The following is a 22022-nucleotide window of genomic DNA, read 5'->3' as shown; positions in this document are numbered from 1 at the left end:
AGATGAGCAATATTCCCGCTGAACTGCGTTTTGCCGAAAGTCATGAATGGGCACGTCTGGAAGCCGACGGCACCGTCACCGTGGGCATCAGCGATCACGCGCAGGAAGCGCTGGGCGATGTGGTGTTCGTCGAGTTGACTGAAGTGGGCAAGGTCTTCACTGCCGGTGATCAATCCGGTGTGGTTGAGTCGGTGAAAGCCGCTTCCGACATCTACGCCCCGATTGGCGGTGAAGTGATTGCCATCAATGAAGAACTGGGCGGTTCGCCTGAACTGCTGAACTCTGACCCGTACGGCGCGTGGATCTTCAAGATCAAGCCAAGCGACAAGGCTGAGCTGGACAAGCTGCTCGACGCTGCTGCCTACAAGGCTGCCATCGGCGAATAACGCTTCCGTGTAGGAGCTGCCGAAGGTTGCGATCTTTTGATCTTCAAAGACAAAATCAAAAGATCGCAGCCTTCGGCGGCTCCTACAGGATGGTTATGGCTGCAGGACTGCTTTTACGGCCGCTACCGAACGCTCGACATCCTCTTTGCTCATCGCAGTGAACATCGGCAGTGACACGATCAGCCGACCGACACGCTCGGCCACCGGCAACATCCCCTCTTTGAAACCGCGCTCGCGGTACAAACTCAGCAAGTGAATCGGCGGATAGTGATAGCCGATGCCGATACCATGCGCCTGCATCTGCTCCATGAACGTCGCCCGCGCAGGCAAGCCGTCCTTGCGCTCCGGCAGTACCAGTTGGAACAGGTGCCAGTTGCTGTTGCTGAAGTCCGCCGGCGGGAGTTGTGCGCCATAAACGGCTTCGAAGTCATCACCAAAACATCTGAAGTAATGGCGAGCCAGTTCGCGTCGATGAGCGGTCAGGCTCTGGATATGCGCGAACTGCCCAAGACCGATGGTGGCCGCAACATCAGTCATGTTGAACTTGCCGCCCAGCACATCGACGTCCAGGCCATCGAAACCGTTGCGGGTTACGCCCTGCAAGCGGTACTTCTCCGCTAGCCGCGCTTCCTCAGGTGTGTTCAGCACCAGACAACCCCCCTCGGCGCAAGTGACGTTCTTGTTCGCCTGAAAACTGAACGACACGAAGTCACCGGTGGCGCCGATGCGCTGGCCGTTCCAGCTCGAGCCCAGCGCTTGGGCGGCGTCTTCGACGATGCGCAGATTGTGTTTGCGCGCGATGGCGTACAGGCGATCCATGTCTACGGGCAGACCGGCGAGGTACACCGGAATCACTGCTTTGGTGCGTGGGGTAATGGCCGCTTCCAGTTGGTCCAGGTCGATATTGCGGGTCTGCGGATCGATGTCGGCAAACACGGGTGTGGCGCCGACTTCAAGGATCACGTTGGCTGTGGCCACCCAGGAAATCGGCGTGGTAATCACTTCGTCTCCGGGCCCGATGCCGGCGATGCGCAAGGCGATTTCCATGGTGCAGGTACCGGAATTGAAGGTGCGCACCGGGCGCCCGCCAAAATATTCCGACAACTGTGCTTCGAAGGCCTGAACCTTCGGCCCGCTGGTGATCCAGCCGGAGCGCAAGACTTCGCCCACAGCGGCAATCGTCGCCTCGTCGATGACAGGTTTGGAAAACGGCAGAAACGGCAGTGTGCTCATGAGGCTTTGATCATCCGCGAGTTGAACGCCTGACGCAGGCGCCACAGCATGGCCCGGAACGCCCTCGGCCGCCAAGCCGTGCGCGACGATATCGACTGCTATGCTGGTTTGACCGTGTTGCATTGACGCCGAGCGCCAGCCAAGAGAGAGCCCGTCATGTCCCAGTTGCCGTCCCTGAGCCAGTTACGCGACCCCGACGCTTTTTTGCGCCGTCACCTCGGCCCCGATGCTGCCGAACAACAGGCGATGCTCGACAGCCTCGGCCTCGGCAGCCGGGTCGAACTGATCGAACAGACTGTACCGCCGGCCATCCGCCTTAACCGCGCACTGGATCTGCCGCCGGCCCTCGACGAACAAGCGGCGCTGGCCAGACTGCGCGGTTACGCCGAGCAGAATCAGGTCTGGACCAGCCTGATCGGCATGGGCTATCACGGCACCCTCACGCCCACGGTCATCTTGCGCAACGTCCTGGAAAATCCCGGCTGGTACACCGCGTACACCCCGTATCAACCGGAGATCGCCCAGGGCCGGCTCGAAGCGTTGCTGAACTTCCAGCAACTGACCATCGACCTCACCGGTCTGGAACTGGCCAACGCGTCTTTGCTCGATGAGGCCACGGCGGCGGCGGAAGCCATGGCGTTGGCCAAACGCGTAGCCAAATCGAAGAGCCATCTGTTCTTCATTGATGAGAACTGTCATCCACAAACCATTTCGGTGGTGCAGACCCGCGCCGAAGGTTTCGGCTTCGAATTGATCGTCGATGCTGTGGATAATCTCAAACAGCACCAAGTGTTCGGTGCGCTGCTGCAATATCCCGACACCCATGGCGAGGTGCGTGACCTGCGCCCGCTGATCGACCATTTGCATGCGCAGCAAGCGCTGGCCTGCGTCGCCACGGACCTGCTGAGTTTGCTGTTGCTGACGCCGCCGGGTGAGTTGGGCGCCGATGTGGTGTTCGGCTCATCGCAACGTTTCGGTGTGCCGATGGGTTATGGCGGCCCGCACGCGGCGTTCTTTGCCAGTCGCGAGGAATACAAACGGGCGATTCCGGGGCGGATCATCGGCGTGTCGAAAGATGCCCGGGGCAACGTTGCGTTGCGCATGGCGTTGCAAACGCGCGAACAACATATCCGCCGCGAGAAGGCCAACTCGAACATCTGCACGGCTCAGGTGTTGCTGGCCAACATCGCCAGCTTCTACGCGGTGTATCACGGGCCGGAAGGCCTGAAACATATCGCCCAGCGCGTGCATCGGCTGACCTGCATTCTGGCCGCAGGGCTTGAGCGCAAAGGAATCAGTCGGGTCAATGCGCAGTTCTTCGACACACTGACGCTGGACGTCGGCGGTGCGCAAACGGCGATCATCGAAAGCGCTCAAGCCGCACAGATCAATCTGCGGATTCTCGGGCGCGGTCGGGTCGGGCTGAGTCTCGATGAGACCTGCGATGAGAGTACCGTGGCCAAGCTGTTCGATGTCCTGCTTGGCGCCGATCATGGGTTGAACGTCGATGAACTTGACGCGGAGCCCCTAAGTTCGGGCATCCCCGACAACCTCCAGCGCAACACACCGTACTTGCGCCACCCGGTGTTCAACGCCCATCACAGCGAAACCGAGATGCTGCGCTATCTCAAACAACTGGAAAGCAAGGATCTGGCGCTCAATCAGTCGATGATCCCGCTGGGCTCCTGCACCATGAAACTCAACGCCACCAGCGAAATGATCCCGATTACCTGGCCGCAATTCGCCAACCTGCATCCGTTCGTGCCGCGTGAGCAGGCGGTCGGTTATACGCTGATGATCGCGGAGCTGGAGCGCTGGTTGTGCGCAATCACCGGGTTCGATGCGATCTGCATGCAGCCCAACTCTGGCGCTCAGGGCGAGTACGCCGGGCTGCTGGCGATCCGCAAATACCACGAGAGCCGTCAGCAGGGAGCGCGGGAGATCTGCCTGATTCCGTCCTCGGCCCATGGCACCAACCCGGCTTCGGCGCAAATGGCCGGGATGCGTGTGGTAATCGTCGAGTGCGATGAAGCGGGCAACGTCGATCTTGAGGATCTGCAAGCGAAAGCCGCCGAGGCTGGGGATAAGTTGTCGTGCCTGATGGCGACTTATCCGTCGACCCATGGTGTGTACGAGGAGGGCATCAGCGAGATCTGCGAAGTTATCCACAAACACGGCGGTCAGGTGTACATGGACGGCGCCAACCTCAATGCGCAGGTCGGGCTGGCGCGGCCGGCGGACATTGGCGCCGACGTGTCGCACATGAATTTGCACAAGACCTTCTGCATCCCACACGGCGGTGGCGGCCCGGGCATGGGGCCGATCGGTATTCGTGCGCATCTGGCGCCGTTCGTCGCCAATCATCCAGTGGTGCCGATCGACGGGCCACTGGCGCAGAACGGCGCGGTCAGCGCGGCGCCCTGGGGCAGCGCGAGCATTCTGCCGATCAGTTGGATGTACATCGCCATGATGGGGCCGCAATTGGCGGACGCCAGCGAGGTGGCGATTCTGGCGGCGAACTATCTGGCGCAGCATTTATCCGGCGCGTTCCCGGTGTTGTACACCGGGCGCAACGGGCGAGTGGCACACGAATGCATTCTGGATTTGCGGCCCTTGAAGGCGCTGACCGGGATCAGCGAAGAAGACGTCGCCAAGCGCCTGATGGATTACGGCTTCCATGCGCCGACCATGTCCTTCCCGGTGCCAGGCACATTGATGGTCGAGCCGACCGAGAGTGAATCCAAAGCTGAACTGGATCGTTTTATCGGTGCGATGCTGAGCATTCGTGCAGAAATCACCGAAGTGCAAAACGGCAACTGGCCGGCCGAGGACAACCCGTTGAAACGGGCGCCGCATACCCTGGCGGATGTCACCGGGGTGTGGGAACGGCCGTACAGCATCGAGCAGGGCATCACCCCGGATGCGCACACCAAGGCACACAAGTATTGGCCGGCGGTGAATCGAGTGGATAACGTTTACGGTGACCGAAACCTGTTCTGCGCCTGCGTCCCGGTGGATGATTACCGCTGACATGTAGGTTCACACAGTTCCCCTGTAGGAGTGAGCCTGCTCGCGATAGCGGTGTATCAGGCAAATTCTCCGGTGACTGATTCACCGCTATCGCGAGCAGGCTCACTCCTACAAGGGATTGTGGTAAGTCTGAAATCCGGGCAAAAAAATGCCGCTCTGTTGAGCGGCATCTTGGTGTGCGAAAGGCTTACTCCGAAGCCACGGCGTTTTTCGCCAGGATCGCATTCGCCAATTCCATATCGGTCGCCTGCAGGCCTGGATTGTCGGCGCGGACTTTCTGCATCGCCGCTTCCAGATACGGCCCGCGAATGCCGCCATCACTGGCAACGAAGCTGCCGGCATCGTCCTGCGCGGCGATGATCAGCTTGTGATCCTTGAAGGTCAGGTAGGTCGAACCGGTAGTGGCACCGGACGAGATGACGTTACGCCAAAAGCTGTCCGCCATGGCCGAACCAACGGGAAGGGATAGCAAGGCCAGAGTGGCGACAGCAAGTTTGAGACGCATGATGAGATGACTCCTGGGGGTTAACTAGGGCCTTGGATCGCCATTTCCCCGATCCGGTTCCGTGGCGGCTTATTTCTGCTCGCTTTGCGGCGTCACCCGCAGCACTTCTTCCACCGTCGTCAGCCCCGCCGCGACTTTCTGTGCCCCGGACAGCCGCAAACTGCGCATGCCTTCCTTGAATGCCTGCCGGCGAATCGCGGTGAGGTCGGCGTCCGGGGTGATGAACGCCTTGAGGCTGTCGCTCAGTTGCATGATTTCGTAGACCCCGGCGCGGCCTCGATAGCCGGTATCGCGGCATTCCACGCAACCGATGGCGCGTTGTGCGTTGCCCGGTAGCGGCGCTTGCCACGGGCGGGTCAGGGTTTGCCAATCCTCTTCTTCCAGCGTTAGCGGCGCTTTGCAGTGGGGGCACAGGGTGCGCACCAGACGCTGGGCCATGACGCCGAGCACGGTGGCTTTGATCAGGTAGTGCGGCACGCCGAGCTCGAGCAGGCGGCTGATTGCGCTGGGGGCGTCATTGGTGTGCAGCGTCGACAAGACCAGGTGCCCGGTGAGCGCCGCCTGAATCGCCATTTCAGCGGTTTCCAGGTCACGGATCTCGCCGATCATGATGATGTCCGGGTCCTGCCGCATCAGCGCACGCACCCCGGCGGCGAAGCTCAAGTCGATGTTGTGCTGCACCTGCATCTGGTTGAACGCCGGCTCGACCATCTCGATCGGGTCTTCGATGGTGCACAGGTTGACCTCCGGCGTCGCCAGTTTTTTCAGTGTGGTGTACAGCGTGGTGGTCTTGCCTGAACCGGTCGGCCCGGTGACCAGAATGATGCCGTTGGGCTGGCGGGTCATGTCCTGCCAGCGGCGCAGGTCATCGGCGCTGAAGCCCAACTGGTCGAAATCCTTGAGCAGCACTTCCGGGTCGAAAATCCGCATGACCATCTTTTCGCCGAACGCTGTAGGCAGGGTCGAAAGGCGCAGTTCGACTTCACCGCCGTCCGGGGTCTTGGTCTTGACCCGGCCGTCCTGGGGTTTGCGCTTCTCGGCGACATTCATCCGCCCGAGGCTTTTCAAACGACTGACAATCGCCATGGTCACCTGCGGCGGGAATTGATAGACGTTGTGCAGCACGCCGTCGATGCGAAAGCGCACCGTGCCGTGTTCACGCCGAGGCTCGATGTGGATATCGCTGGCGCGCTGCTGGAAGGCGTACTGGAACAGCCAATCGACGATGTTGACGATGTGCGCATCGTTGGCATCCGGCTCCTGATCGCTGGCGCCGAGGTTGAGCAGCTGTTCGAAGTTGCCGAGGTTACCGCTCTGCTGATCGGCATTGCTGGCGCCGCTGACCGATTTGGCCAAGCGGAAGAACTCGACACTGAAGCGCTGGATATCCGCCGGGTTGGCCACCACCCGTTTGATCGGCAGCTTCAATACGTGGGTGAGATCGGCCTCCCAGCCGGTGACATAAGGCTGGGCACTGGCCACGGTCACCGAATCGCGGTCGACCGCCACGGCGAGAATCTTGTGCCGTTGTGCAAAGGCATAGGACATCAACGGCGTGATCGCGGCGACGTTGATCTTCAACGGGTCAATACGCAAGTACGGCTGGCCGGCCTGTTGCGCCAGCCACAGGGTCAGGCTTTCCAGGTCGAGGTGTTTGCCCGGACGGCTGAGGTCGTCCAGTTGCTGGCTGGCGATGAATTCCAGTGGATGCATCTGGCCATGGACGGCGTGGCGACGACGGGCATTCAGCGCCTGCTCGGCCGCGTCCTGGCCGATAAAGCCTTGGGCGACCAGTTCACGCAGCACCTCGTTGAGTTCCAGCCAGCGGTCCTGAGTGGCAAGTTGAACGGACATGCGGGCTTCCTTTTGAGCGACAGTGCGCAAAAGGATAGTCGCGGCCCCGCAGACCGTTGGGCCACTACCCGATGAAGCCGTTGCCGGATTTGTCAGCCAGCGGCTTGCGCGGGGGCATCCCAAGCACTGTTGGCGTTTTGCAGATTGACCGAGCAGACGCTGATCAGGTTACGAAGTTTTTCCGCGATCACTTGCGCGCGATGCCAACTGAGGCCACCCATGACCAGGTCGATCGACAGCAGATCATCCATGCGCTGCACATTGACCTGCTCGGGCGTGAGGAACTGCAGTGCGAACAGGTTGAGCACCCGCACCAGCAGATCCGGCTCGGCCTCGGCGAGGATCTGATACTGCGCCAGGCAATGGGCGTTGCTGACGTTCCAGACGTCGGCGCGGGTAGGCGAGGTGGTCACGGCTTCGAGGTGTGGCATGGCGAGTCTCCAAAATCTCTGGAGGAATTTTTACATTCGACGCCGGGTATTTCTTGGCTATGATCGTCGTTATTGACGATTGATCGAAAGAATCAATTCGTAATATGTTCGATTAGGGGTTTTTCTATGCACAGTGAGCTGGACAGCTACGACCGCAAGATTCTCGCCCTCCTGCAAGAGGACGCCTCACTGTCGAGTGCGCAGATCGCCGAGCAGGTCGGCCTGTCGCAATCGCCGTGCTGGCGGCGGATTCAGCGGATGAAGGAGGAGGGCATCATTCGTGGCCAGGTGACCTTGCTTGATCGCAAAAAGATCGGCCTGAATACGCAGATCTTTGCCGAGATCAAACTCAACGCCCACGGGCGTTCGAACTTCACTGAGTTCACCGAAGCGATTCGCGGCTTTCCGGAGGTGCTGGAGTGTTATGTGCTGATGGGTGCGGTGGATTTTTTGCTGCGGATTGTTGCGGCGGACATCGAGGCGTATGAGCGATTCTTTTTCGAGAAGCTGTCGCTGGTGCCGGGGATTCAGGAAGTGAATTCGATTGTGGCGTTGTCGGAGATCAAGTCCACCACGAGTTTGCCTGTCTTGCGATAAAGCAAAAGATCGCAGCCTGCGGCAGCTCCTACATGGGGCGGGTGTACACCCTGTAGGAGCTACCGAAGGCTGCGATCTTTTAGCGGTATCACATGCGCAGGAGCATTTTCCACGCGCGATTCTGGTAAACCGCAATCGCCTGTTGCTTGCGCGCGTCGAGCAGTTCGTCAGTGATCGTCGGCTCGTTGGCCAGTTGCGCCAGTTTATTCAGTTCGCCGTACAAGCGATCCATTTCCGGGATTTCCAGCACGTTGCGCGCGTGGTGCAGCCAGACCTGAATGCGCTCGATACGCGGCAGTTGCTCAGCCAGATCTTCTGGCTGCTGCTGATAACGCTGCAGTTGCAGAGCCGTGGCTTCTTCGCCCAGCAGACGCGGCAACCAACTGTGCAACTGCGCACCGCCCTGACGATTGCCACGCACGTTACGCTCGGCGGTCCAGGTACGAGCCAGCAACCAGCGTGACGTGGTCAGCGAGAACATGCCCCAGCGCGGGTCTTCGAGTTCTTCAAGGAACTGCTCCGGCGCGGCTTTGCGCACGTCTTCGTCTTCGATACCGGCCTGCACCAGCGGACGCCAGTCTTCCAGCAACGCATCCAGCGCCACACGCAAATCGTGAGTCGACTGACGCGGCGCGGCCTGGCCGAGGCTGCTGAGCAGGGCGCGCATTTCCGCGAGGTTCTCGACCCAGTCGAGCAACAGGCGCCAGTGGCCGTTGAAGCGATACTGTTCAGCCAGACGCTGGCTGCTGCCGAGCAAATGCCAGCTCAGCGCGGCGAAGGCGTCGTCGAGTTGGGTTTCCGGGGTCAGCTCCGGCGCCGGCAGGCTCAGCGAATAGCTGTTGGCGTCGTACAGACGATAGCCGCGTTCAGCCTTGCTGATATCGCACGGCATCAGCGCCAGGGTTTCAGCCAGTTCGGCCGCCAGTTCCAGCAGCGCGGCAGGCTCGCCTTCGCGCAGTTCCAGTTCCAGCTCGCAGATTTCTTCTTTCTGTTTGCCGACCACAACGTGGCCGAGATCCAGCGCGGCTTCGATGACCACTTTGGTCTTGCCACGGCCCCAAGCGATTTCGGCGCGCTCGCGGACGAAGTCGGTGGTGAAGATCGGCTTGAGGGTTTTCTTGTCCAGCTCGGCCAGCGACTCGGGCCAGCATTCGCCGTCGAGTTTCTTCACGTCGAGTTTGGCTTTCGGCAACTTCCAGTCGTATTCATTGCGCTCGGACAGACCGGCGACGCTCTGGCCACGGGTCTTGAGGGTCTGAATCACTTCGTCACCGTCCTTGCGCAGGCGCAGGGCGACTTTGGCCTGTGCCAGATCGCGCTCAGGGGTGTCGAAGTACTGGTTCATCAACTCACGGCGTTCCCAGCCACTTTTGTTGCGTTTTTTCAGTAGCGGGTGCTCGCGCAGGGCGGCGAGGGTTTCGCGGCTGACGCGGAGTTTGATTTCGGTTTCTTTCTGCATGGCCGGAAAATCCAGGATCGGGAGCGCAGCCGGGGGAATGTGTGGCTGCCAAGGCCGTGCAGTGTACAGGACTGATTCGTCCTACGCCCTGCGGCGGTTTATTCCTGACGCCGGATGGTTCTATGATGGACTTCAAATCGGGAGTTGGAGTCAGCGATGCCTTTGCCGTCCATGCAAGACCAGTTCGCTGCGCTGATCGCCGCGCCATCGGTCAGCTGTACCCAACCGAACCTCGATCAGTCCAACCGCGCGGTGATCGATTTGCTCGCCGGCTGGCTGGGGGATCTGGGTTTCAACTGCGATATCCAGCAGGTCAGCCCCGGCAAATTCAACCTGCTCGCCAGTTTCGGCAGCGGCCCCGGCGGGCTGGTGCTGGCCGGGCACAGCGACACGGTGCCGTACGACGATGCGTTGTGGCAGACCGATCCGCTGAAGCTGACTGAAGTCGATGGCCGTTGGGTCGGCTTGGGCAGTTGCGACATGAAGGGCTTCTTCGCGTTGATCATTGAAGCGGTGCAACCACTGCTTGAGCAGCCGTTCAAGCAGCCGCTGCTGATCCTCGCCACTTGCGATGAAGAGAGCTCGATGTCCGGTGCCCGCGCACTGGCCGAGGCCGGGCGTCCGATCGGCCGCGCGGCGGTGATCGGCGAGCCGACCGGGCTTAAACCGATCCGCATGCACAAAGGCATCATGATGGAGCGCATCGACATTCTCGGGCAGAGCGGCCATTCGTCGGATCCGCGTCTGGGCCACAGCGCTCTCGAAGCGATGCACGATGCGATCGGCGAACTGCGCGGCCTGCGCCTGCTGTGGCAGCGCGAATTCAACAATCCGCAGTTCAGCGTGCCGCAACCGACGATGAACTTCGGCTGCATCCACGGCGGCGACAATCCCAACCGTATCTGCGGCCAGTGTTCGCTGGAATTCGACCTGCGGCCATTGCCGGGCATGGACCCGAAAGTCCTGCGCGCGGAGATTCTGCGCAAGCTCAACCCGGTCGCCGAACGCCACCAGGTGAAGATCGACTACAAACCCTTGTTTCCGGAAGTGCCGTCGTTCGAGCAGGCCGAAGACGCTGAACTGGTGCGCATTGCTGAAAAGCTCACCGGCCACAGCGCCGAAGCAGTAGCGTTTGGCACCGAAGCACCTTATCTTCAGCGCCTTGGTTGCGAAACCATTGTGCTCGGCCCCGGCGACATTGCCTGTGCGCATCAGCCCGGCGAGTACCTCGAAATGTCACGTTTGCAGCCTACCGTGCATCTATTACGGCAACTGATTGAACATTACTGCCTGAAGAATTGAACGCATCCCTTGTAGGAGCTGCCGAAGGCTGCGATCTTTTGATTTTGTTTTGAAGATCAAAAGATCGCAGCCTGCGGCAGCTCCTACAGGGGCAAGCCGTTAAATTAGCGGTTACCCAACCCGTATTCATGAGGAGAGCGCGCGTGTCGCCAAGCCTGTTCCGACGATAACCATCAGCCCGCTGTGCGTTTTCCGTTTCGCCCCTTTTTCGGCTGCTATTTATTACAGGCCCAGGTTCATGCCCGAATACGTCAATTGGCTTCGTCACGCGTCTCCTTACATCAATGCCCACCGCGACTGCACCTTCGTCGTCATGCTGCCTGGCGACGGCGTGGAGCATCCCAATTTCGGCAACATCGTCCACGACATCGTCCTGCTGCACAGCCTCGGCGTGCGCTTGGTGCTGGTGCACGGTTCGCGCCCGCAGATTGAAACCCGCCTCGCCGCTCGTGGCCTGACCCCGCATTACCACCACGGCATGCGCATCACCGATGCCGCAACCCTGGAGTGTGTAATCGATGCGGTCGGCCAATTGCGCATCGCCATCGAAGCACGTTTGTCGATGGACATGGCGTCGTCGCCGATGCAGGGCTCGCGTCTGCGCGTGGCCAGCGGCAACCTCGTTACCGCGCGGCCGATCGGTGTGCTGGAAGGCGTCGACTATCACCACACCGGCGAAGTGCGCCGGGTCGACCGCAAGGGCATCAATCGCCTGCTCGACGAGCGTTCGATCGTGTTGCTGTCGCCGTTGGGCTACTCGCCGACCGGTGAAATCTTCAACCTCGCCTGCGAAGACGTCGCCACCCGCGCCGCTATCGACCTTGGCGCTGACAAGCTGCTGCTGTTCGGTGCTGATCTCGGTCTGATCGACGAGAACGGCAAACTGGTGCGTGAGTTGCGTCCACAGCAAGTGCCGGCGCATTTACAGCGTTTGGGCAACAGCAATTATCAGGCGGAACTGCTGGATGCCGCTGCCGAGGCTTGCCGTGGCGGCGTGGCGCGCAGCCATATCGTCAGTTACGCCGAGGACGGCGCGCTGCTGACCGAGCTGTTCACCCGTGACGGTGGCGGTACGCTGGTTGCGCAAGAGCAATTCGAACTGGTGCGTGAGGCTGCGATTGAAGACGTCGGCGGTTTGCTCGACTTGATCAGCCCGCTGGAAGAGCAGGGGATTCTGGTGCGTCGTTCGCGCGAAGTGCTGGAGCGTGAGATCGAGCAGTTCAGCGTGGTCGAGCGTGAAGGCATGATCATCGCCTGCGCGGCGCTGTATCAGATTGCCGATTCCGATGCCGGTGAGCTGGCGTGCCTGGCGGTGAATCCGGAGTACCGTCATGGCGGTCGCGGCGATGAACTGCTGGAGCGCATCGAAACCCGGGCGCGGGCGCAGGGTTTGAAGACCTTGTTCGTCCTCACCACGCGCACCGCGCACTGGTTCCGTGAGCGCGGGTTCGAGCCGAGCAGCGTTGAACGCCTGCCAGCGGCGCGGGCTTCGCTGTACAACTTTCAGCGTAATTCGAAGATCTTCGAAAAGACCCTTTAAGAAAAAGCCCCGGTGCGGGGGCTGAATGGGACCTGTGTAGGAGCTGCCGAAGGCTGCGATCTTTTGATCTTGTTTTTGAGACCAAAATCAAAAGATCGCAGCCTTCGGCAGCTCCTACATTGGGTTATGCGTTACTGCACAAACTTCGCGCTGACATACGGCGAGTAGTCCGGCAGCACTGTCTCGACCTTGCCCTGTTCCTTCAAAAACTTCGCCGTCTCGCCAATCGCCTTCGCCGTGCCGCCATCCAGCAGCGCCGTGGTTTGCTGCGCCTTGGCATCCGGGAACGCTGAACCTGCGAGCAATTCCGGCACATCGGCGGCATTGGCACCGGTCAGTTTGGCGATTTTCTGTACCGGCACCGAGTCAGCCGTCCAGCTGTCTTTATGCGCTGCATAATCGGCAAATGAATCCAGCGTAACCTTGGCGAACTTCGCGACAACCTCAGGATGCTTCTCAGCAAAATCCTTGCGCGCGACCCAAACCTCGAAGGTTGGCGCGCCCCACTGACCAACCTGCGCGGCATCGGTCAGGGTCTTGCCGGTCTTGCGGATTTCCCCCAGCGCCGGCGACCAGACAAATGCGCCATCGATATCGCCACGTTTCCACGCCGCTGCGATCTCTGCTGGTTGCAGGTTCACCACTTTGACTTTCGAACTATCCAGCCCCCAATGCTTGAGTGCGCCGAGCAGGCTGTAGTGGGAGGTGGAAACGAAGGGCGTAGCGATGGTCTTGCCGACCAGATCCTGCGGCGTGTTGATACCGCTGCCATTGCGCACCACCAAGGCCTCGGCGGCATTGATCTGCGCCGAGACGATGAACGCCACAATCGGCAGATTGCGCGAAGCGGCAGCGGCCAATGGGCTGGAACCGAGGTTGCCGATCTGCACGTCACCGGAAGCAATGGCTGTCACAACTTCCGGGCCGCTGTTGAAGCGGCGCCAGTCGATTTTCTCGCCGATGGTTTTCTCGTAGACGCCGTCGGCCTGGGGAACTTTGCTCGGGTCGATACCGGTTTGATAGCCGACCGTGAGGTTGGCGGCGTGGGCGGAAAAACTAATCATCGCCGACACACAAACTGTAACAAATTGACTAGATAGTGCGCGTTTGGCCATCATGGCGTCGCCTTTTCGATAGGGTTTGACGATTCGGGGTTGCGCCAAAGCTAATCGATATAAAAAAAGGCTAACAAATACCATTTAGGAATGAGCTTAGTCGCCGATACGCTGTTTCCCGGCGGAGGTGGCACGATACTGGCCATATTCCGAAATGGTATGAAAAAGAATGAATAAATTCTTTTTGGGTTTATCAGGAAATCTTTACTCTGCACGGACCAAATCACTGCGATTAGACCTTGGTCGTAGACACACAAGGTTACGATTGACTTGTCAGTCACGGTCTGGCGCTAATCGCGCATCTTAGGACCCGGGGCATCAGACCCAGGGCCAGGAACACAAGAATTAGAAACGAGAGGAGCTTTACATGAACAAGTCCACCTTGGCCCTGGCTGTGGCCGTAGGGGTTATGGCGCAGCAGGCAGGCGCCGCCGGTTTCATCGAAGACAGCAAAGCTACTTTGGGGCTGCGTAACTTCTACATCAACACTGATAACCGTGATGGCGATACCAAAGCTGCCAAGGCTCAGAACAAGCAAGAAGAATGGGGCCAAGGCTTCGATCTGCGCTTCATCTCCGGTTACACCCAAGGCACCGTAGGCTTCGGTATCGATGCCATCGGCCTGCTGGGCGTGCGTCTGGACTCCGGTGGCGGCACCAACGGTGCCACGTCGACTTCCTATGGCGGCACTGTATTCCCGAGCAAGTCCAACGGTGAAGCGGTCGACAACTACTCCAGCCTGGGTCTGACTGCCAAAGCCAAGATCTCCCAGACCGAGCTGAAGCTCGGCACCCTGCAGCCAAAACTGCCGGTCATCGTGACCAACGACGGTCGTCTGCTGCCGCAAACCTTCCAGGGTGGCCAGATCACTTCGAGCGAGATCAAGGATCTGACGCTGGTTGCTGGTCAAATCGAGCACGCCAAGGGCCGTAACTCCAGCAACAACGAAGAGTTGTCGATTGCTGGCTCCAACGCTCACACCGCTGCCGGTCGTGACAGCAACAAGTTCATCTACGGTGGTGGCGACTACAAAATCACCAAAGACCTGACTGCCCAGTACTACTACGGCAATCTGCAGGATTACTACAAGCAGCACTTCCTGGGTCTGGTACACAACTGGGCAATCGGCCCGGGTGTATTGAAGTCTGACTTCCGTTACTTCAACAGCCGTGACGATGGCGCCAACGGTAACGACCCTGCCTACTACACCACCGGTGACTACGGCACTGGCATCACCAAAGGTAAAGTCGACAACAACCTGTACAGCGGCTTGTTCCTGTACACCGTTGAAGGTCACACCTTCGGTGGCGGTTATCAGGTCAGCAACGGCAACAGCGACTTCCCTTGGCTGAACCAGGGTGACGGCTCGTCGGCTTACATCACTACCGACATGCAGATTGCCAAATTCGCCCGCGCTGGCGAGCGTACCTGGCAAGCTCGCTACTCGTACGACTTCGCCAAAGTTGGCGTACCTGGCCTGACCGCCGGTGTGGTTTACCTGCGTGGCGATAACATCGACACCACCGGTAAAGTCGGCGACCGCCAAGTCAGCACCAACGCGACCGGCCGTTCCGAGTGGGAACGCGACCTGACCATCGGTTATGTCGTACCGGAAGGCCCGCTGAAAAACGTTGGCGTGATGTGGAAAAACGCCATGTGGCGCAACGACATCCCAGGTCAGCGTGACCAGGATGAAAACCGCCTGATCGTCAGCTACTCGATCCCGCTGCTGTAATAGCGCGTTTCGATTCGTTGATGTAAAAAAAGCCCCGTCCGGCATCGCGCCGGACGGGGCTTTTGCATTTTCGAGTCAGGCTCACCCCCGTAAGCCCTCCCCGAAACATCCCTCTTTACAGCAACTCAAGGCCTTCTCGAACCTTGCGGCCGATGTTCGTCGGGATGCCTGCCAACGTCCAGTGAACAGATGTTTAATATTCACTTATGATCTAGATATCTGATTATTTATTCTTTTTCACGATGGCAAATCCCGAGCTACAGTTGAGGTCTCGAACAACTCATCAGGAGCAGCACCATGAGCCTCAGACTCGGCGACATCGCCCCCGATTTCGAACAGGATTCCAGCGCCGGCAAGATTCGTTTCCACGAATGGCTGGGCGATAGCTGGGGCGTGCTTTTCTCCCATCCGGCGGATTTCACCCCGGTGTGCACCACTGAGTTGGGCTTCACCGCCAAGCTCAAGGATGAGTTCAGCAAACGCGGCGTCAAAGCCATCGCGCTGTCGGTCGACCCGGTGGACTCGCACCACAAGTGGATCGAAGACATCAACGAAACCCAGAACACCATCGTCAACTTCCCGATCCTGGCGGACGCTGATCGCAAGGTCTCGGATCTGTATGACCTGATCCACCCGAATGCCAACGACACGCTGACCGTGCGCTCGCTGTTCGTGATCGATCCGAACAAGAAGATTCGTCTGACCATCACGTATCCGGCGAGCACCGGGCGCAACTTCCACGAGATTCTGCGGGTGATCGATTCGCTGCAGCTCACCGACAACTACAAGGTGGCCACCCCGGCCAACTGGCAGGACGGTGAAGAAGTGGTGATCGTGCCTTCGCTCAAGGATGAGGAAGAGATCAAGCAGCGCTTTCCGAAGGGCTATCGCGCGGTGAAACCGTACCTGCGCCTGACGCCGCAGCCGAATAAGTGAATCCAGTGAGATATTTGTTGTAGCTACCGGCGCCTTCGCGAGCAGGCTCACTCCTACAGGGGAGCGCATTCCAAATGTAGGAGTGAGCCTGCTCGCGATAGCGCTAGTCCAGTCAGCACGGAACCACGATGCAGGGAATTTCAGGCCGTTTCGACGGCCTTTTTTTTCATCTTGAATAACCTGATTCGCATATCTCCAAAACGCATAACCAAATGAATAAATATGATTTATGGATATATAAATCAGCTGGTAAGGTCACTCCATCGAAGCGAGATCGCAACCCGCGAATCGCCTGTAACGCTTAAGGAATTGTCTCGATGCTGGTCGTCTCACTCGGTGGCAGCCCCAGCTTGCGCTCCCGTTCCGGGGTGCTGCTGGAGCGCTCGCAACGTTGGTTGCAGCAGCAAGGCGTAGAAGTGGTGAGTTATCAGGTGCGGGACTTCCCGGCCGAAGATTTGCTCCATGCCCGCTTCGACAGCCCGAAGGTGCTCGACCTGCTGCAACAGATTGAAAACGCCGACGGCCTGCTGATCGCCACACCGGTTTACAAAGCGTCGTTCTCCGGCGCGTTGAAAACGCTGCTGGATCTGCTGCCCGAGCGCGCCCTGAACCACAAGATTGTTTTGCCGATGGCTACCGGCGGCAGCATCGCCCACATGCTGGTGGTCGACTACGCGCTCAAGCCTGTGTTGTCGGCGCTGAAAGCCCAGGAAATGCTCCAGGGGATTTTCGCCGAGGACAGCCAGATCGCTTACGGCGAAGGCAGTGCTGCGGCGCAACTGGCTCCGGCGCTGGAGCAGCGGCTGCATGAAGCGCTGGATCAGTTTGTTGGCGCCATGGCGCGCCGACCGAAACCGCTGGAACCGGGCCTGTTGAACGAACGTTTGTTGAGTGCTCGCTGGAGCATTTAAGCCTCATCGAAATTTGAAGTACTCGCCTTACTCGCCCGCTAACGGGCAAGCAGGTGCAGCCAAAACCCAACAGCAAAAAGGAGAGCGCTATGCGCACTGTATTTTTGCGTCGTGGTCTGGTCGCTCTGTTTGCTGCGGCTGTCACCTTCGGCGCCATCACTCAAGCTCAAGCCGAGACTCTTCGGATCGGTTATCAGAAGTACGGCACGCTGGTGCTGCTCAAAGCCAAAGGCACTCTGGAAAAACGTCTGGCCGCCCAAGGCGTCGACGTGCAATGGACTGAATTCCCCGGCGGCCCGCAGCTGCTGGAAGGCCTGAACGTCGGCTCGATCGACTTCGGTGTCACTGGCGAAACCCCGCCAGTCTTCGCCCAGGCTGCCGGCGCGGATTTGCTTTATGTCGCTTATGAACCACCAGCGCCGAACAGCGAAGCGATCCTTGTGCCGAAAGACTCGCCGATCAAATCGGTGGCTGATCTCAAGGGCAAGAAAGTTGCGCTGAACAAAGGCTCCAACGTCCACTACCTGCTGGTGCGTGCACTGGAAGACGCCGGTCTCAAGTACGCCGATATTCAAACCGTCTTCCTGCCGCCAGCCGATGCTCGCGCTGCGTTCGAACGTGGCAGCGTCGACGCTTGGGTCATCTGGGATCCATACCAGGCTGCTGCTGAAAAACAGCTGCAAGCGCACACCCTGCGCGACGGTAAAGGCATCGTCGACAACCACCAGTTTTACCTCGCGACCAAGCCTTACGCCGAGAAAAATCCTCAGGTGATCAAGACCCTCGTGGAAGAAGTGCGCGCAGTCGGCGAGTGGTCCAAAGCCAACCCTGAAGACGTGACCCAACAGGTTGCGCCACTGCTCGGTCTGCCGGCGGACATCACCCTGACCTCGGTGAAACGCCAGGGCTACGGCGCGTTGTTCCTGACCCCGGAAGTGGTCGCCGCGCAGCAGAAAATCGCCGACACGTTCTTCCAGCTCAAGCTGATTCCCAAGCCATTGAGCATCAAGGATGTGATCTGGACACCACCGGCCGCTGTGGCTAAAGCGCAGTAATTCGAATCCCCAAGGAGACCACTCCATGAGCCTCAATATCTTCTGGTTCCTGCCTACCCACGGCGACGGCCATTACCTTGGCACCGCCGAAGGCGCTCGCGCCGTCGACCACGGTTATCTGCAACAGGTCGCGCAAGCGGCGGATCGTCTGGGTTTCGGCGGTGTGCTGATTCCCACCGGCCGCTCCTGCGAAGACTCGTGGCTGGTGGCAGCGTCGCTGATCCCGGTGACCCAGCGTTTGAAATTCCTCGTGGCTCTGCGCCCCGGGATCATTTCCCCGACGGTCGCGGCGCGGCAGGCGGCCACGCTTGATCGTTTGTCCGGCGGCCGTGCGCTGTTCAATCTGGTGACTGGCGGTGATCCGGAAGAATTGGCTGGCGACGGTCTGTTCCTCAGCCACGAAGAACGCTATCAGGCTTCGGTGGAATTCACCCGCATCTGGCGTCGTGTGCTGGAAGGCGAAACCGTCGATTACGACGGTCAGCACATCAGCGTGAAAGGCGCGAAGTTGCTCTATCCGCCAATCCAGCAACCGCGTCCACCGCTGTACTTCGGTGGCTCGTCGGAAGCGGCGCAGGATCTGGCTGCTGAACAAGTGGAAATGGTCCTGACCTGGGGTGAGCCACCAGCAGCCGTCGCCGAGAAGATCGCTCAAGTCCGCGCCAAAGCCGCCAAGCTCGGCCGCACCGTGCGCTTCGGTATTCGTCTGCACGTGATCGTCCGCGAAACCAACGCTGAAGCGTGGCAAGCGGCGGATCGGCTGATCTCACACCTGGACGACGACACCATCGCTCGCGCTCAGGCTTCGCTGGCGCGTTTCGATTCGGTCGGCCAGCAACGCATGGCCGCCCTGCACGGCGGCAGTCGCGACAACCTCGAAGTTAGTCCGAACCTCTGGGCCGGCGTCGGTCTGGTGCGCGGCGGTGCCGGGACGGCGCTGGTCGGCGATGGCCCGACCGTGGCCGCTCGCGTGAAGGAATACGCCGATCTCGGCATCGACACCTTTATCTTCTCCGGTTATCCACACCTCGAAGAGTCGTATCGCGTCGCTGAACTGCTGTTTCCGCACCTCGACATCGAGCGCCCGGAACTGCCGAAAAGCGCCGGTTATGTCAGCCCGTTCGGCGAGATGGTCGCCAACGACATTCTTCCCAAAGCCGCGTCGCAGAGCTGAGGCGCGCCATGAAGAAAATCATCCACAGCCTCGCGCCATGGGCGTTGCCGGTGTTGTTGCTGGCGGTGTGGCAGTTGTCGGTGTCGGCGGGTTGGTTGTCGACACGGATTCTGCCGGCACCGGTGGCGGTGATCGAGGCCGGCGTGAGCCTGGTGCGCAGCGGCGAGATCTGGACGCACCTGGCCATCAGTGGCTGGCGTGCAGCGCTCGGTTTCACCATCGGCGGCAGCATCGGTCTTGCCTTGGGTTTCATCACCGGTCTGTCGAAGTGGGGCGAACGCCTGCTCGACAGCTCGGTGCAGATGATCCGCAACGTGCCGCACCTGGCGCTGATTCCGCTGGTGATCCTGTGGTTCGGCATCGACGAGTCGGCGAAGATTTTTCTGGTGGCGCTGGGCACGCTGTTCCCGATCTACCTCAACACTTATCACGGCATCCGCAACGTCGACCCGGCGCTGGTGGAGATGGCGCGCAGCTATGGCTTGAGCGGTTTCAGCCTGTTCTGGCAGGTGATTCTGCCGGGTGCGCTGCCTTCGATTCTGGTCGGCGTGCGCTTCGCGCTGGGCTTTATGTGGTTGACGCTGATCGTCGCCGAAACCATTTCCGCCAGCTCGGGCATCGGCTATCTGGCGATGAATGCCCGCGAGTTCTTGCAGACCGACGTGGTGGTGCTGGCGATCCTGCTTTACGCAGTGCTCGGCAAGCTTGCCGACCTCGCCGCTCGTGGACTTGAACGTGTGTGGTTGCGTTGGCACCCGGCCTATCAGGTTGCCAAAGGAGGTGCAGCATGACCGCTCAACAACCTCCACGCCTGCTGCGCGGGATTCCGCTGGCGGTGCGCAATCTGCAGAAAACCTTCGGCGCGCGGCAGGTGTTGCGTGACATCGATCTGCACATTCCGGCGGGGCAATTCGTCGCCGTGGTCGGGCGCAGCGGCTGTGGCAAAAGTACCTTGCTGCGCTTGCTCGCCGGGCTCGATCAACCGACTGGCGGCGACTTGCTCGCCGGTTCTGCGCCGCTCAGCGATGCGCGGGAAGACACTCGACTGATGTTCCAGGAAGCACGTCTGCTGCCGTGGAAAAAGATCATCGACAACGTCGGCTTGGGCCTTAAAGGCAACTGGCGGCCGAAAGCTCTCGAAGCACTGGACGCGGTGGGGCTGGCGGATCGCGCCAATGAATGGCCGGCAGCGTTGTCGGGCGGACAAAAGCAGCGCGTTGCGCTGGCCCGTGCGCTGATCCATCAACCGCGTCTGCTGTTGCTTGACGAACCGCTGGGCGCACTGGACGCGCTGACCCGGATTGAAATGCAGCAACTGATCGAACGTCTCTGGCAGCAACACGGCTTCACCGTGCTGCTGGTGACCCACGACGTCAGTGAAGCGGTGGCGATTGCCGACCGGGTGATTCTGATCGAGGACGGCGAAGTCGGCCTCGATCTGCATGTCGAACTGCCGCGGCCGCGAGTGCGTGGTTCGCACAGACTGGCAGCGCTGGAAACCGAAGTACTTAACCGTGTTCTCTCCCTGCCCGGCGAACCGCCGGCGCCGGAACCTGTTTCACCACTGCCTACGCAACTGCGTTGGGCTCAATAACTCAAGCAAACGACAGGAATCATTGCCATGACTATCAAAGCCATCAACGTCCGCAACCAGTTCAAAGGCTCGATCAAGGAAATCGTCCTCGGCGACGTGCTGTCGGAAATCGACGTGCAGACCGCTTCGGGCATCGTCACTTCGGTGATCACCACCCGCTCGGTCAAAGAGCTGGAACTGGTGGTCGGCAGCGAAGTGATCGCCTTTGTGAAATCCACCGAGGTGTCGATCGCCAAGTTGTAAGCCGGTGAGTAAAAAACAACCCCGGAGGGCGTGAGCCCTGCGGGGTTTTTGTGCCTGATCTGAAAACTGCGGTGCGGCCTTCGCGAGCAAGCTCGCTCCCACAGGTTCGGTGTTGCCCACAGATGTTGTATTCACTACAAATCACTGTGGGAGCGAGCTTGCTCGCGAAGAGGCCAGTCAGATCACTAGAGATCTTTTGGGTAGATAGGGCGGCAAATACAACCCAATGTAGGCATCAAACACCCGCATGCCTTCCTCGGCCATGCGCGGCGTGATCTGCCCATGCTGCTGCACCGAACGCGCATACACGCGGTCGCCCAGCTCCATCGCCAGGGCGAACACATCGACATCCTTCGGCAGCCTAGGCAATTCGAAGTGATGATCGAACAGCTTGTGCATCAGGTCGCCCAACTCAATATCGTGCTGACGGTCAGCCTGGGTTACTTCGGTCAGACCATGCTGGGCAAGGATCAACTGCCGTGCCGCCGCGTCTTCATCGTAGATCTCCAGCATCCGTTGCTCAACCAGCCGCGACAGATCGCGCCAGTCGCGCAAGGCGTCATGATCAATCGGCGCTTGCAGGCAGGCACGAAATGCAGCGTGCACATCCGCCGTCAGTGCCTCAAGCAACGCCGGGACGCTGGCGAAGAAGTGGTACACGGAAGAGGGCGGGATCTGCGCGCGCTCGGCGACGCTGTAGATCGACAGACTCGCCACACCCTCAGCGGCCAGCAGTGTACGCGCGGCGTCGAGTATCGAATCGATGCGCGCCTGACTGCGGGCACGGGGTTTGCGGACGGGGGCGGGTCGCGTCATGGAAGTCTCCTGCGGGGCAGCGGGCATTGTACGAGCCGGGCTGTGTGTTGTCTTGTCAGCGATCCGCCGCAGGCGGCCATAAAAAAGCGCTGCGGGCTGAAATAGC

At 60.0% G+C, this 22022-nt stretch carries 20 protein-coding genes; 13 read left to right on the top strand and 7 right to left on the bottom strand.

Features of this window, described 5'->3' with window-relative positions; genetic code table 11:
• The first annotated feature begins 2 nt into the window (after positions 1-2).
• Positions 3-386 carry a glycine cleavage system protein GcvH gene (gene gcvH, locus H8F23_RS24930; RefSeq protein ID WP_194936153.1) on the top strand — a complete coding sequence of 128 codons (384 nt, stop codon included), beginning with the start codon at positions 3-5 and terminating at the stop codon, positions 384-386.
• 93 nt (positions 387-479) lie between these two features.
• On the opposite strand, the gene H8F23_RS24925 is transcribed toward gcvH, so the two are convergent.
• The gene (locus H8F23_RS24925) at positions 480-1619 is read right to left on the bottom strand and encodes a DegT/DnrJ/EryC1/StrS family aminotransferase (RefSeq protein ID WP_194936152.1); all 1140 of its coding nucleotides are present in this window, start codon (positions 1617-1619) and stop codon (positions 480-482) included.
• Positions 1620-1775: 156 nt separating this feature from the next.
• Here H8F23_RS24925 and gcvP point away from each other — a divergent pair, with 156 nt between their 5' ends.
• A complete protein-coding gene (gcvP, locus tag H8F23_RS24920; protein ID WP_194936151.1) occupies positions 1776-4649 on the top strand; it encodes an aminomethyl-transferring glycine dehydrogenase in 2874 nt (957 codons plus the stop codon).
• Between the two features lie 187 nt (positions 4650-4836).
• Here gcvP and H8F23_RS24915 read toward each other — a convergent pair whose 3' ends face one another.
• The 3 genes from H8F23_RS24915 to H8F23_RS24905 all read right to left on the bottom strand — a co-directional run bounded on the left by H8F23_RS24915 (position 4837) and on the right by H8F23_RS24905 (position 7439).
• The gene (locus tag H8F23_RS24915) at positions 4837-5157 is read right to left on the bottom strand and encodes a DUF2388 domain-containing protein (protein ID WP_171057234.1); all 321 of its coding nucleotides are present in this window, start codon (positions 5155-5157) and stop codon (positions 4837-4839) included.
• Positions 5158-5223: 66 nt separating this feature from the next.
• Complete coding sequence (locus H8F23_RS24910; protein ID WP_186620096.1) at positions 5224-7008, bottom strand: GspE/PulE family protein; 1785 nt, start codon at positions 7006-7008, stop codon at positions 5224-5226.
• A gap of 92 nt (positions 7009-7100) precedes the next feature.
• Positions 7101-7439, bottom strand: a complete 339-nt coding sequence (locus H8F23_RS24905) for a hypothetical protein (protein ID WP_194936150.1) — start codon at positions 7437-7439, stop codon at positions 7101-7103.
• Positions 7440-7565: 126 nt separating this feature from the next.
• Between H8F23_RS24905 and H8F23_RS24900 the strand changes: the two genes are divergently transcribed.
• The gene (locus tag H8F23_RS24900; protein WP_007913818.1) at positions 7566-8036 is read left to right on the top strand and encodes an Lrp/AsnC family transcriptional regulator; all 471 of its coding nucleotides are present in this window, start codon (positions 7566-7568) and stop codon (positions 8034-8036) included.
• Positions 8037-8124: 88 nt separating this feature from the next.
• On the opposite strand, the gene H8F23_RS24895 is transcribed toward H8F23_RS24900, so the two are convergent.
• The gene (locus H8F23_RS24895; RefSeq protein WP_194936149.1) at positions 8125-9495 is read right to left on the bottom strand and encodes a CYTH domain-containing protein; all 1371 of its coding nucleotides are present in this window, start codon (positions 9493-9495) and stop codon (positions 8125-8127) included.
• A 156-nt stretch (positions 9496-9651) separates the two neighbouring features.
• Between H8F23_RS24895 and argE the strand changes: the two genes are divergently transcribed.
• Positions 9652-10797: an acetylornithine deacetylase gene (gene argE / locus H8F23_RS24890; protein WP_194936148.1), complete on the top strand. Its 1146-nt coding sequence runs from the start codon at positions 9652-9654 to the stop codon at positions 10795-10797.
• A gap of 238 nt (positions 10798-11035) precedes the next feature.
• Complete coding sequence (argA, locus tag H8F23_RS24885) at positions 11036-12337, top strand: amino-acid N-acetyltransferase (RefSeq protein ID WP_194936147.1); 1302 nt, start codon at positions 11036-11038, stop codon at positions 12335-12337.
• A 131-nt stretch (positions 12338-12468) separates the two neighbouring features.
• Here the strand turns inward: argA and tauA are convergent, their stop codons facing one another.
• Positions 12469-13401: a taurine ABC transporter substrate-binding protein gene (gene tauA, locus H8F23_RS24880; protein WP_401046535.1), complete on the bottom strand. Its 933-nt coding sequence runs from the start codon at positions 13399-13401 to the stop codon at positions 12469-12471.
• A 418-nt stretch (positions 13402-13819) separates the two neighbouring features.
• On the opposite strand from tauA, the gene H8F23_RS24875 reads away from it, so the two are divergent.
• The 8 genes from H8F23_RS24875 to H8F23_RS24840 all read left to right on the top strand — a co-directional run bounded on the left by H8F23_RS24875 (position 13820) and on the right by H8F23_RS24840 (position 21100).
• Positions 13820-15187 carry an OprD family porin gene (locus H8F23_RS24875; RefSeq protein WP_194936146.1) on the top strand — a complete coding sequence of 456 codons (1368 nt, stop codon included), beginning with the start codon at positions 13820-13822 and terminating at the stop codon, positions 15185-15187.
• A 297-nt stretch (positions 15188-15484) separates the two neighbouring features.
• The gene (locus H8F23_RS24870) at positions 15485-16123 is read left to right on the top strand and encodes a peroxiredoxin (RefSeq protein WP_077574963.1); all 639 of its coding nucleotides are present in this window, start codon (positions 15485-15487) and stop codon (positions 16121-16123) included.
• A 317-nt stretch (positions 16124-16440) separates the two neighbouring features.
• Entirely contained in the window at positions 16441-17034 is a 594-nt protein-coding gene (gene ssuE / locus H8F23_RS24865; protein WP_034151973.1) for an NADPH-dependent FMN reductase, read from the top strand.
• A gap of 89 nt (positions 17035-17123) precedes the next feature.
• The gene (locus H8F23_RS24860) at positions 17124-18089 is read left to right on the top strand and encodes a sulfonate ABC transporter substrate-binding protein (RefSeq protein ID WP_194936145.1); all 966 of its coding nucleotides are present in this window, start codon (positions 17124-17126) and stop codon (positions 18087-18089) included.
• A gap of 25 nt (positions 18090-18114) precedes the next feature.
• The gene (ssuD, locus tag H8F23_RS24855) at positions 18115-19263 is read left to right on the top strand and encodes an FMNH2-dependent alkanesulfonate monooxygenase (protein ID WP_018928626.1); all 1149 of its coding nucleotides are present in this window, start codon (positions 18115-18117) and stop codon (positions 19261-19263) included.
• A gap of 8 nt (positions 19264-19271) precedes the next feature.
• The gene (gene ssuC / locus H8F23_RS24850) at positions 19272-20054 is read left to right on the top strand and encodes an aliphatic sulfonate ABC transporter permease SsuC (protein WP_093429771.1); all 783 of its coding nucleotides are present in this window, start codon (positions 19272-19274) and stop codon (positions 20052-20054) included.
• Positions 20051-20857, top strand: coding sequence for an aliphatic sulfonates ABC transporter ATP-binding protein (ssuB, locus tag H8F23_RS24845; RefSeq protein ID WP_007913838.1), 807 nt, complete (start codon positions 20051-20053; stop codon positions 20855-20857). The genes ssuC and ssuB overlap by 4 nt, the downstream gene beginning before the upstream one ends.
• Before the next feature lie 27 nt (positions 20858-20884).
• Complete coding sequence (locus tag H8F23_RS24840) at positions 20885-21100, top strand: TOBE domain-containing protein (RefSeq protein ID WP_003229256.1); 216 nt, start codon at positions 20885-20887, stop codon at positions 21098-21100.
• Positions 21101-21277: 177 nt separating this feature from the next.
• Here the strand turns inward: H8F23_RS24840 and H8F23_RS24835 are convergent, their stop codons facing one another.
• Positions 21278-21916 carry a TetR/AcrR family transcriptional regulator gene (locus H8F23_RS24835; RefSeq protein ID WP_194936144.1) on the bottom strand — a complete coding sequence of 213 codons (639 nt, stop codon included), beginning with the start codon at positions 21914-21916 and terminating at the stop codon, positions 21278-21280.
• Positions 21917-22022: the final 106 nt, after the last annotated feature.

This window comes from Pseudomonas neuropathica, from assembly GCF_015461835.1.
GTDB classification, from domain to species: Bacteria; Pseudomonadota; Gammaproteobacteria; order Pseudomonadales; family Pseudomonadaceae; genus Aquipseudomonas; species Aquipseudomonas neuropathica.
This window is presented reverse-complemented; position numbering and strand designations above follow the sequence as displayed.